The following is an 11,467-nucleotide window of genomic DNA, read 5'->3' as shown; positions in this document are numbered from 1 at the left end:
ATCACGCGAACCGGATGAGCCAGATCCTCTCTTAGGTCAGACCGCCAACTGGCCCAAAACCTCTGATGACGGACAGTCGAAATTGATGAAGTTGCAATCATCGAGAGAACAAAGAAAAACCTCAGCATCTTTTCACTTCCTGTTTCATCGTGCTTTTTTCAGTGAAACCGCCGCCAGAGCTGCAAAAGCTATCTCGGCCGCAAGGTAAAAGAGAAGTATCCCGTTCGGAACTCCATCGATAAGAATGCTTAGTATGCGTCCAACGGCCAGTCCCGACATAAACAAAAAAAGAACCCAAAGCGCCGGTCGTTGTAGATCTGGTTTCACCACGGCCGCTAACCAAAACAAAGCGTTTGCCAGGTAAAGTCCCATAATCGCACGGAAGACATGCGTCTGGTTCGTTCCTTCCACCGAAAATCCCAGCAAAACTGGGATCGAACTGCTTGGCATCAGACCGTATGATAACGCGATTGGCATGAGGCCGACGGCAGCAAGCAGAAGGACCAATCTAGCACTCATGGAGGACTCCGTCTCGTAGAGGTTTCGCTTTTTGCGAGATTCCTAGTCGGTTATTTTGGGCATCCGATGATCCGAGCCGGATGCCCACGCTGCGGTGGGAAAGGCGTATTGGTTGCCTAGCTTCCTCTACTGAGAGATGCCGCCTTCGGTTGATGTTTGTTCTTCAACATGGTCTTGATTGGCGACCGGCTTCCCGCGCGGAGGGAACTCCTCGAAAGTAGCGAGATGTGCCTGCACTAACCGGGCGGCTGGGCCGAATGCCCACATTTTCTCACCCATCCAGCGGACGTACATACCGCTTTCCTCCGCAGCTTTTTCGTAGGGATCGCGGCGGAGGTTGAAAAGCAAGGGGGCGACCAGTTCTTCCTTCGGGCCTGACCAGCCGTGGTTTTGAACGACAAAGTGCGCTTTCCAATCGTTGTAGCGTACTGCTTGGAGGTCCGTACCCTGATAGTAAATCAGCTCGCGGCGATTGCTCTCTTCGTCCTCACCGGTCAAGTAAGATAGTTGGTTGTAGCCATCCAAGTGTACTTTGTACCCTTCATAACCATCTAGGAGCTTTTCTCTTAAGTCTGTGGGGCCTCCCGCCGCGGCTACAAGTGTTGGCATCCAATCCATTCCGCTGAAGATACCGTTCAAAACCTGTCCTTCAGGAATTTTGCCCGGCCAGCGAATAATCGCGGGAACCCTGAAGCCACCTTCCCAGGTAGTACCCTTTTCCCCATGAAACGGCGTCGTACCGCCATCGGGCCACGTCAGTGTTTCTGGGCCATTGTCGGCGGTGAACATCACTATGGTATTATCGGCAACTCCCAGATCCTCAAGGTGGCTGAGAACGTTACCAACGTTGTTGTCCAACTCCTTCATGACAACATCCTGAAGTCCGCGCCCATTGCCCAACATAGCTTCGTATTCGGGGCTGAGGTGGGTCCAGACGTGTGCACGGGCTGGAGCCATCCAGACAAAAAACGGAGTGTCCGACTCTACTGCACGAGAAATGAAGTCCTTCGTGTAAGATGTCACTTCGTCATCCAAAGTCTTTTGGCGCTCAGGAGGCGCAGGCCCGTCATCAATAATGCGCTGCTTCCCGACTTTTCCAAATCGCGGGTCGACTGTTTCGTCTACTTCCTCTGTTGCAAATGAATGAATGATGTTGCGAGGCGCAAATTGCGCGTTGAATTCTGGGTCGTCTGGCCAATCCGGATCAGACGTATATTCCATAGCATTCAGGTGGTAGAGCCAACCCCAATACTCGTCGAAACCTTTTGTAGTCGGTAGGAACTCATTGAGGTCGCCTAGGTGGTTTTTTCCAAACTGTCCCGTCGTATACCCCAACTTTTTCAGGAACATCGGAAGCGTTGGGTCATCTGGGTTTAAACCTATCGGATCACCCGGCAGTCCAACCGTGTGCATACCAGTCCGTATTGGCAATTGTCCGGTCATGAAAGCTGATCGACCGGCAGTACAACTTGGCTCGGCATAATAATCTGTGAGACGAGCACCCTCTGACGAGAGACGATCCAAGTTCGGCGTCTCGATGCTTTTGACACCTCCGTGGTAAACGCCGACGCTCGCCCAACCTACGTCATCTGCCATGATGACAAGAATGTTGGGCGGGGTATGTTCGTCGGCCCAAGCTCCAGTGAAAGCAAAGCAGACGGCACCCGTTACTGAGATAAGCTTGTTCATTAAGACCTCCCGGCTTGGTACTACTTACCAACCATAGGAAAAACATCGGCTTAGAGGAACGGTCTGATTTGTTAACTTTTTGGGCTCAGCACCTTGGTGCAAGAAATTTCTTCGGCCGCAAAGTCCGCATCTCAGAGGGTGTAAAGCTCATAGTGAAGGTCCGCTTCGGGCTGCCTCCAGTCACTAGTGCGAACAGTGGTGAACGCGGCTTCGAGCCTAGCGCCGGTAATTCGCTGGAGCGGTAAACCCTCCATTCCGAAGTTTTATTGGGCCGCAGCCAGCGGTGATGCCGCCACGGCCCACGTGGTAAAACGTCAGTTCGTTGGGGTCACATCGACTAACGTTGGTTCGCGATCACCGCTGGTTTCAAAGACGATCATCTCGTCTCCCATAGCTCCGAAGTCAATCTGCTTCATATCGACCATATGCACCGTTCTGTCGTACATCGTGTGATAGTAGTAGACGAGGTTGAGGGAGTCCGCAGCGGTCGTGATCTGAGTTGCGCTGTAAAGCAGGTCGTCCGACTGCACATCGTCTTGAGCGCCCTCCGCTGCATCGGCCGGAATGTTGAAATTATCCAGAATGCGAAACGCCTCGCGCACGGTGTCATAGCCGCCTTGCGTCTCCCGCGCCGTCTGGGAAAAGGCGACAGCTCGGACAAACCGGGATGGGGGTGTAAAGTCGCCTGGCAGTCCTATCATACCGCTCCCAGCGCCCAGGGGTGCGAAGGTAACGCCGCTTGCCTCAACTTCCGGAAGCCCGAGAGCCGACAGGTTTACGTAGTTGTTTAGGTTGGTCATGTGCCAATCGTAGTTTGGCGAATTGGTGATCACGCCAAGCGGAGCATCGAAAATCGTCAGTTCACCTTCAATGTACTCGACAACGATCCTTCCGCCGAACCGGTCAGCAACCAACATATGAAATGGGAAGGGAAATCCGAGTGTCTCATCCACAACCCCGACGACACGGACATTCGCTAACCCGGTGGCAGCCTCTTCAACCGTCTCAAACTGGGAAAGAACATAGCTGGCGAGCAGATCGCCGGGAATCGTGTTGTCGGCAAGGTCAGGATCGTACTCCTGATACTCGGTAAATCCGGGCAGATAAAACAGTCCGGCGGTCAATCCAGCTTCGTTGATCCCATCTGCGGGAGCTCCATGATCCAGCATGCTGATACCGACCATCCCAAAACGACCCGTCCAGTTTGCTCCGTCTTGCCCATCTGGCATTTCGCCTGCGGAATACGTGAAACCTCGCGGAATAATGTTGATCTTTGTCTCAAGATCGAACGGCCCCCACTCGGCGGTCCTAGCGCGAACGATGCTTCCATCCTGCCCTGTCAACATGATGCCAGTGCATCCCCAGGCCATCGATACTGAAGCCACAAAGGCTATGGTCGCTTTTGGTAATATCCGAAATAGCTCGATATGACGCATGGTCGTACTCCAATTGGACTGATCTGATCTCATGAACTCGCTCGACCAAGCTACCACACCGGTTCTCAAGTTGAATGAAGTTTGCATGATCTTCAAATAGGCAAGAAAGTCCGCCTATTCCTTCCGTCGGACTTTGCAAAGTCCGACTCTGAATGTCTGGTTTGGGCTGGAAACAGTCGTCGCCGATTGAAGCAATGAGCGATTGCTTAGAACCTTTCGAGGACATTGCGCTAAAATTGGATTGGCCCTTGGCACGATTTGTCTGCGATAGTTTCGAGCTTTGGCATCCTGACCAACTCTACGGCTTAACACCAGCTTTCTTCAAGCCTTCGACCAAAAGCGCATTGTGTTCGGGTAGACGGAAGAGGATCAAAGCTCCGGAGACAATGCTGTCTAGGAACGCTGGGGCGAAATCCGCCAGCGCCTGCTCATGTGGCAGGCCTGCTTCGGCGCGCCCGAGGTGGGCGGCACTGGCGATCATAAGAGCCCGGCGGATCGGCGCACGCGGCGTCATCTGAATGGCGTGCTCACCCCAACGCATTGCGTCTTCAAAATCAGCGTCGGCGAAGGCAGCTTGGGCGAGCGCCAGATAGGCGTCTCCTACCCAGAGGTCAGTGTCGCGTGGGGAAAGCTGGAGGGCAAGGTGGGCATGTTCGCGCGCCTGTGTGGTTCGGCCGACCAAAGATTCATGCCAGGCCATGAAGAAGATGTTCCGGGCAAAGTTCGGGTTCAGTGTGAAGCCCAAACTGAAGTCGGCGTTGGCCCCGTCAAAATCTCCACGGAAATGACGAACCATACCGCGAACGCATAAGGCGCGCGGGTCGAGTTGACCACCAAGAAACAGAGGTTCAACGCTTTTATCAGCTAGGCCCAGGTTTTCGGTGGGGTCCTCATCGAACTGGTATAGATAACGCATCAGGTAGGCAAACGCTTTGATCCAATGGGCCTGGACGTTGCGCGGGTCGAGATCAATGGCGCGATCAGAGACCGATATGACCTCATCGAACTTATCCTGAGAGTAGAAGCCTCCCGCGTAGAAGATCGCCATTGCACGTAGCGAGAGGTCGTAGGAGTTGAAGTCGATATCTCGAGCCACAGACGCGCGATCTATTTCGGCAATGGATATCTGGGGGGCGATGGCGCCGACCACGCTGCGTGTAATCTCATCCTGTAACGCGAAGATGTCGTCTAGCGTGCGGTCGTAGCGCTCGGCCCAAACATGGGCTCCATTTGTGCAGTCGATGAGTTGGGCAGTAATGCGTACGCGGTTTTGGGCTCGACGGAGGCTACCCTCTAGCATGTAGCGAACACCGAGTTCTCGAGCGATATCTATATGGGTGACGGGGCGACCCCTGAACGAAAATGAGGAGTTGCGGGCGATGACGAAAAGCTCGGGAAAGCGCGAGAGCTCTGTGATGATGTCTTCGGAAACGCCGTCACAGAAGTATTCCTGTTCTGGATCATTGGACATGTTCTGGAAGGGCAAGACAGCGATGGAGGGTTTGTCAGTGGGTTGAGATTGGTTTTGCGTGGAATCTGATTTGCCCTCCATCGCCAATTTGTAGGCGCGAACTGGCTCGGAGATGTTTTTGAGCGCTACTTCGCCAAGGTCTATGATGTCGTGTTCGATTTTGCCTCGAACCTGCCGGCATGCGTCGTCAGACAGTATGACACCGCCTGGGTCAGCGATGCCTTCGAGTCTTGCGGCAAGATTAACACCCTCGCCATATATGTCGCCCTCGTCCAAGATTACGTCTCCAATGTGCAAGCCTATTCGGAAGCTGATCCGGCTTTCGGTGGGGCTCTCGGCTTCGGCGGCGTGCAGCGCCTTCTGGAGCGTCGCTGCGGCCTCAACGGCAGAAACGACCGAGCTAAAAAGTGCAAACAGGCCATCACCGGTAAGCTTGATAATCTCACCTCCGGCACTTTCGATACTTGGATTGATGATGTCCCGTCGTAGGTCTTTGAGACGAGCAAGTGTTCCCGCCTCGTTAGCCGCCATAAGCCGTGAGTAGCCGACCATATCGGCGGCAAGTATGGCGGCAAGTCGGCGTGTCATGCGCATTTCCCAATAGCAACCTTTTTTTGAATCTATCAAGTTCGGCAGTAGTGTGCCAACTTTCGAGAATGTCCGCTTCGGGCTGCCACCGGTCATTAATGTGAAAAGTAACGAAAGGCGACAACAAGCCCAATGCGGGCTTTGCCAACCTTTCAAATCAGCATCATCCCCGACCATTTCAGTTCGAGTTTCAATCCCTAGCGGGCAAGGCAACCTCGCCTTCCCAGTCAGAAATACGGTGCGGTAGCGCCAGGAATTTTGACGCCACACGTGTTTTGGTCGTTCCACTTCCAGTCATCCCCGAATATTTGCCGGTGGAGGAAACAATCCGCCAGTTGTTGACGCCGAAGGCAACAACCTCCCATCTCATGGTGAACGTGTCCTCTTCTTCACCATAAACACAGACGCCACCGCCGCTGACACCGCTGGGTCCGCCGAAACCCGAGCCCACGCACCGGACAAAACCAGGATCGATTGGTCCCTCGTCAACGGTATAAGTCCCATAGTTGTCCTCTTTCCAGAACACGTCCTCGCCCGCGGAAATTTGCTCTTGGTTGACGACATAGAAGTTCGTTGCCGACACTTTCTCTGCAGCAGTCAGACAATGAGGCGCAAAGAGAACTGCGGGGATAAGCATTGAACGCAACATGTTGTTTCCTTCGACAGTGGGGCAAAACCAGCATGATAGAGACTACGAAATTTATTGCTAGGAAAGGAACGCATAGCCGGACCTGAAAAGTCAGCTTCGTCCCGCATCTCAGAGATTGCAAAGCTTAGTGATGAAGGTCCGCTTTGGGCTGGTTGCGGTCAACCATACTCATAGTAGAGACTGGTGGTACATAGTTCCGCAGAGCAGTGCTGGCGAAGTGCTTATCTGGGGCGCTTTGGTTCCTAGCAGGAGAGGAGCTTAGAAGAAGCACGCACTACTACGACGACAGTCGCCATAGACTTCTTATGTCAAATATTGGTTAAGAGCGGCAGGTAAGCTGTACTAGCGGTCTGGGTATGTATCGAGTTTGCCCCAGAGATCATCAACCAGATCTGAGAAGCCATCATTCGAGGCCTCCTTGTGCAGTAGACCAGCTCTTCGCCGGCGTTCGACCTCGGCCATTAGTTCTTCCTGTGTGGCTGTCTCAACCACATCACATCGAAGAGCTTCAATCTCGTCCGCTGTCCACGACTCAAATTTGTCAGCGTAGAAGCCCAGGGAATACGGCTCGTCATCAGAAATCTGCTTGATCACAGCATTCCAGTCTTCGCTCTGGTTCGATGCCTTTTCGATCCTCTCGTCTGGTTCGCGAATGGACTCACGGATCAACGGCAGCAGCTTTGCCTGAGCGCTTTCTTCACCAGCACCAGTCCCTGCAAGCCAAAGGTCTGCGATCTTGCGAACAAGCGACCAAACAGTTTGATTTCGTGGGTGGTCTTCGATTCTGCCGCCAAGGCCTCGTTCTTCAACACCGAGCTGTTCAGATGCCCTCTCATTCATGCGGATATCGTAATTAGACACGTCAGCCAGATCTGAAGCGTTCTCAGCCACAGCTCGGGCGACCTCTTGATCACCAACATAGACAACCACCTTCAACATCCCGCTACCTCTTCCTTCGCCGGTTCATCACTCGGTCCAGGTGGCTGTAGTCTAGATCTCGCATTATCCTTTGAACTCGCTTTGGATCGACTTCGCGATCTTTTCCGGCAGTTTGGACGATGTGTCTGACGTAGATCGTCAACGCGACAATGATCACGGCGGATAAGATCAAGCTGATATGCTCCGCCCCCATCACTAAGTCTTCTTCCTTGGGTCTTCGATCCCGAGGTCGTCGAACACGTTGCCGCTACCATCAGTGATCTCGACATCATCGTCGTCAGTCACTAGATCCCAGGTGTTCTCTTTGACCCATTCATCCCGCCATTTGGGCGCATCGGCCGGACGCTGTGCAAAATCGGCGATTTGCTCGAAAATCATTTTGCGCAATGCAAGCCAGACCTCCGGACCCTCTTTGCGACGAGCTTGCAACTCTGCGATCAAGTCATCCAGAGGAACATCCTGTAACGGGCGCCCGAAGATCTCGTCTTCTGAAAAATCATCTGTCATCGCTCAACATCCTCGACACTGATCGCCAAGACTAAGATCTTGTTTGGTTTTACAGTGATTTCTTTTCCTTCAATCTCTCGAAGTTTGCCGTTCACCAAAGTCTCGCAGATTACGAAAATTGGGATTTCCTCTTCTGAAGTCTCGTCACTCATCTGGCTTACCCTCCGGATCAGGCACCTTTCGCGACCGGATCTCATCCGAGGTAATCGGCTTGGTAAGTTTTGCTCGACCGGCCGCAATTTCAGCCTCCCGAAGCCTAAGCAAACGCAAGGTTTGTTCATCCAGCTCAACGTCGTCGTCATCACCCATCAGACTTCTCCCGAGTACAGTAACAGTGAGAACAGAGCACTTGAGACCTGTCGGCTGTCCGAACGATGTCACCAACGTGGCCACACTCTTCACACGTCACACCGCATCGAAATTCCATCCAGTCAGCGTACTCCTGAATGAGATCGTGGTATCGACTGAAACCGATGGAAATCTGGCCATCCTGGCCTTTCTTAATATCCGAGATCTGAATAGTTCCAGGGTCCAGTGCCCTGAAATCCTGACTGAAGGAAAGCTTGTGGAGTGCTTGCGAAATCATCACGAGCCAGCCCTTTCCGACAGCAGGAACAAGAGATGCGCAATCCGGAGAAACGAGGTCTGGATAGTTTTTCACAATGTCCAGCCTCAGGCTGTCGGGCCAGGATTCTTCGGCGCCCTCAAATCGCCGCCGCAGAGCATCATTGTAGCACCAGCTGCAAAGCGTCGTCACAAACCCAAGGATGGTCTGGCGTTGGGCAGAATTAGAACAACCTTCACAGGTTTGCTCAATCTGAGCGACACGCCATTGAATCTCTTCACTCGTAGCCTGGTTGCAGCCTGGGCCCTCATAGACGCGCATGCCTCCCAATTTCTGTTTGATCTGAACGATGGACGGGTGTTCATCACCAAACAGGTCGGGCTGCTCGTCGATCAACCTCTTCACTTTCTCAAGTGCAAGCGTAAGCTGCTCCACCCACCCGGCACGATACTCACCAAGCTGCTTGAAGACGCTTCCATGAATATCATTCCAGTCGACAACACTGCCCATCACTGACCTCCGGGCCCGCGCCTCTTTGAGATCGTGTGAAACCTCCGCCATAGCATTCATCATACGGTCGACCACTTCGCGGTCTTCACACTCGACATGCAGACACTCCGCCGACCATGTGACGTCAGAGACGTGCGGAGCTGGGTAGTTGTGCGCCATCACCAAACGCATCTCTTCGGCGTACCAGGCGTCAAATGAGCGGAGATCATCTGGAGCTCCATGCTCCTCGATCACACCTCGAACCTTTTCCCGGAATTCCTTCCAACTCTTTTCGACATCATCCATCAGTCACATTCTCCAGAACTTGGTCTTGTTGAGATGGAAGACCCCTCTCGAGATCTGGCAAAGGGCAATCAGCGGGACATGACCGGTGGCCAGTGAGCCCGTATTCATGAGCTTCCGGGCGTAGTTCTCATCATCGTAGTCTTCCATAATCTTATTGAAGGTCACTTGTTGTTGGGCGGTCATCACCATTCCTTCTTCACGCACGCAGGGCACCGATTACGGTCATCCGTTCGGTCGATCTGACCGAAATAGCCACAAACTGAGCAGGTCATTCGATCTCGTGCAGGCTTTTTTCGAACGCCAAAAAGCCTCTTCCTTTTAGGGTGGCGCTTGCTCGCGACATCATGCGCGCACCAGCAACAAAGTGTCTTGTACCAGCCGTCCAGAAGTTGGGTCTCGGCACTATTCCCGCATCGTTCACAGCTGTGATTTGCACGCGCAATCGTCGCAGCGATCATCGACTGAATTTGTCGATCATCACACCGGTGGTAGATGCGGAGCTCGCCGATTTTCTCTTTGATCTGAAGGACAAAGGGGTAGGTGGCACCCTTCAGATCGCAGTATTCCTTAACCTCTGTGAAGAGCACCGTGACCAAGCCGGACCAGCCTTCGGGTGTGCTTCCGAGGTTCTCCTCGACCGATTGCTTGATGTCGTTGAAATCAATTGCGTTCGTGACGTCGTCCGCCATGTTGGACACCTCCTGAGAATGGTAGGAGGCGTCGGAATCGAACCGACTCGTGCACTCTAATCTGGAGCAATTACAAGGATATAAGCCTCGCCCGCATACCAATGCTGCCTCCCACGGATTTTGCGTGGGTTATCGACCTCAGGCCGATATTCGATGGCAGTGGATGCGTGTGAACGTCATGTCCGCAAGCTGAACCAGTTCGTATAACCATGTCAAGACGGAGCGTGCTGTACTTAGAAATTCACCGCGTAGTTCTGGGAACCTTCTAGCTTAGCGTGTGCCCGATACACTGATGCATGTTATTTTGCGGGTCAGTACAGCATCGAGTAGCTCTCAGACAGCGAAGCGATTCGATACCCTGTGATCCGGAATCGAACTCAGAAACTCCGTCGATAGTTCGCTCTGAACCGACGCGCGTCTTTTTATCTGCGTCTAATGCGCTCCGTTCTGGAGAAATACAAAAGTCTTGATCTGACCAAACCTCAGCGGCGGCATTGACCTGCATCTTTCGAAAATGGAGATCCCGGTTGCAAGACCTTGTAAGTCTCATTCCATTTAGCGTCTCGAGTCATTTGTGATGATACGTTCCTCACCTGAACTGCTGGCAGTTTCGAGGCGTTGGTATGAAATACTCAGAACCAAGAAGAATACTGACGAGTTGCAGGATTTTCTGTCGAAAGCAGATGAACTACGGTTCGTTGGGACAGGAGAAGGTGAGTTTTGGAGCGGGCAAGCAGTTCGCGATGGGGTTAGCGGCTTTTTCGCGGAGATCCCGGCACCAGTCGTTTTCGAAGAAGTTGAAGCTGAGGCCTTCGAAAACGGAGAGACGGGATGGTCATCCTTCGTCCACAAGATTCAGTTTGTCGGCTTTGATGAAGCCGTCTTTTACCGCACCGTTCTGATTTTTGTCCTGGAGGGAGCAGCCTGGAAGATCATCAATCGCCACGCTTCAGTGCCAACTCCAAATATTGAACTCGTGGGTAAAGAGCAGCTGGCCATCCAAAAACTGGTTGATGCTGCGCGCGAAGATGGACCCGAGCTGATCCAAACCGAAGGTTTGGCTTCGGTACTTTTCACTGATGTGGAGGGCAGTACAACGTTGGCGGAGGCGTTGGGCGATCAGCGTTGGTCGGTGCTGATCGAAAACCACTTCCAAATCTTGGCGGCGATCATTGAAAAGTATCATGGCCAGTTCGTGAAATCCCTTGGAGACGGAACGTTGTCCGTCTTTCCGTCCGCGAAAGAAGCACTAACGGCCGCTATCAAGATTCAGGGGGCCATTGCATCGGCATCCGCGGAGCCATCTTTCGGTGTTCGGATTGGGATTCACACTGGTGATGTCGTGCAATCTCGAGGAGATTTTTTCGGTACGGTGGTCAACAAAGCGTCACGCATAACGACCGTTGGTGCGGCGGGGGAGATACTCGTTTCAGATGCGACTCGCGCCATGGTCGGAGGACGAACTGATTTCTCTTTTTCTGAAATAGAACCCAGACTCCTGAAAGGTCTACGCGGTCACCACGTTTTGTATCGGCTGGATTGGCAAGATTAAGTGTTGGGGGCGCCGTAACTCCGGTAAATCGCCTAGTCTCCTTGGGGAGCAGCACCGCAAGTTGTTTT

At 53.0% G+C, this 11,467-nt stretch carries 13 protein-coding genes and 1 tRNA gene; 1 reads left to right on the top strand and 13 read right to left on the bottom strand.

Features of this window, described 5'->3' with window-relative positions; translation table 11 throughout:
* Positions 1-144: 144 nt before the first annotated feature.
* The 13 genes from AC2FJ6_RS20275 to AC2FJ6_RS20215 form a co-directional block, all read right to left on the bottom strand.
* Positions 145-519, bottom strand: coding sequence for a DUF4345 domain-containing protein (locus AC2FJ6_RS20275; protein WP_170382456.1), 375 nt, complete (start codon positions 517-519; stop codon positions 145-147).
* Between the two features lie 126 nt (positions 520-645).
* Positions 646-2,208, bottom strand: a complete 1,563-nt coding sequence (locus AC2FJ6_RS20270) for an arylsulfatase (RefSeq protein ID WP_170443616.1) — start codon at positions 2,206-2,208, stop codon at positions 646-648.
* Between the two features lie 314 nt (positions 2,209-2,522).
* Positions 2,523-3,644 carry a linear amide C-N hydrolase gene (locus AC2FJ6_RS20265; protein ID WP_170770864.1) on the bottom strand — a complete coding sequence of 374 codons (1,122 nt, stop codon included), beginning with the start codon at positions 3,642-3,644 and terminating at the stop codon, positions 2,523-2,525.
* A gap of 298 nt (positions 3,645-3,942) precedes the next feature.
* Entirely contained in the window at positions 3,943-5,703 is a 1,761-nt protein-coding gene (locus AC2FJ6_RS20260; RefSeq protein WP_170556818.1) for an adenylate/guanylate cyclase domain-containing protein, read from the bottom strand.
* Between the two features lie 190 nt (positions 5,704-5,893).
* Positions 5,894-6,352, bottom strand: a complete 459-nt coding sequence (locus AC2FJ6_RS20255) for a hypothetical protein (RefSeq protein WP_170337121.1) — start codon at positions 6,350-6,352, stop codon at positions 5,894-5,896.
* Positions 6,353-6,694: 342 nt separating this feature from the next.
* Complete coding sequence (locus tag AC2FJ6_RS20250) at positions 6,695-7,291, bottom strand: hypothetical protein (protein WP_170603680.1); 597 nt, start codon at positions 7,289-7,291, stop codon at positions 6,695-6,697.
* A gap of 195 nt (positions 7,292-7,486) precedes the next feature.
* Entirely contained in the window at positions 7,487-7,798 is a 312-nt protein-coding gene (locus tag AC2FJ6_RS20245) for a hypothetical protein (protein ID WP_170603678.1), read from the bottom strand.
* Positions 7,795-7,950 carry a hypothetical protein gene (locus tag AC2FJ6_RS20240; protein WP_170603676.1) on the bottom strand — a complete coding sequence of 52 codons (156 nt, stop codon included), beginning with the start codon at positions 7,948-7,950 and terminating at the stop codon, positions 7,795-7,797. The genes AC2FJ6_RS20245 and AC2FJ6_RS20240 overlap by 4 nt, the downstream gene beginning before the upstream one ends.
* The gene (locus AC2FJ6_RS20235) at positions 7,943-8,107 is read right to left on the bottom strand and encodes a hypothetical protein (RefSeq protein ID WP_170603674.1); all 165 of its coding nucleotides are present in this window, start codon (positions 8,105-8,107) and stop codon (positions 7,943-7,945) included. Before AC2FJ6_RS20235 ends, AC2FJ6_RS20240 begins: the two co-directional genes overlap by 8 nt.
* Positions 8,100-9,158 carry a hypothetical protein gene (locus AC2FJ6_RS20230; protein ID WP_170770862.1) on the bottom strand — a complete coding sequence of 353 codons (1,059 nt, stop codon included), beginning with the start codon at positions 9,156-9,158 and terminating at the stop codon, positions 8,100-8,102. Before AC2FJ6_RS20230 ends, AC2FJ6_RS20235 begins: the two co-directional genes overlap by 8 nt.
* 3 nt (positions 9,159-9,161) lie before the next feature.
* On the bottom strand, positions 9,162-9,341 hold the full coding sequence (locus AC2FJ6_RS20225; protein WP_170770860.1) for a hypothetical protein: 180 nt from the start codon (positions 9,339-9,341) through the stop codon (positions 9,162-9,164).
* A complete protein-coding gene (locus AC2FJ6_RS20220; RefSeq protein ID WP_170408636.1) occupies positions 9,341-9,847 on the bottom strand; it encodes a eukaryotic translation initiation factor 4 gamma in 507 nt (168 codons plus the stop codon). The genes AC2FJ6_RS20225 and AC2FJ6_RS20220 overlap by 1 nt, the downstream gene beginning before the upstream one ends.
* 19 nt (positions 9,848-9,866) lie before the next feature.
* A tRNA-OTHER gene (locus AC2FJ6_RS20215) sits at positions 9,867-9,960 on the bottom strand.
* Between the two features lie 464 nt (positions 9,961-10,424).
* On the opposite strand from AC2FJ6_RS20215, the gene AC2FJ6_RS20210 reads away from it, so the two are divergent.
* Positions 10,425-11,399, top strand: coding sequence for an adenylate/guanylate cyclase domain-containing protein (locus tag AC2FJ6_RS20210; protein WP_170770858.1), 975 nt, complete (start codon positions 10,425-10,427; stop codon positions 11,397-11,399).
* The last annotated feature ends 68 nt before the right edge of the window (positions 11,400-11,467 follow it).

The sequence above is a fragment of the Ruegeria sp. CDSA089 genome (genome assembly GCF_059612205.1).
Note: the sequence above shows the minus strand (reverse complement) of the source record. Positions and strands in the feature narration are given on the sequence as shown.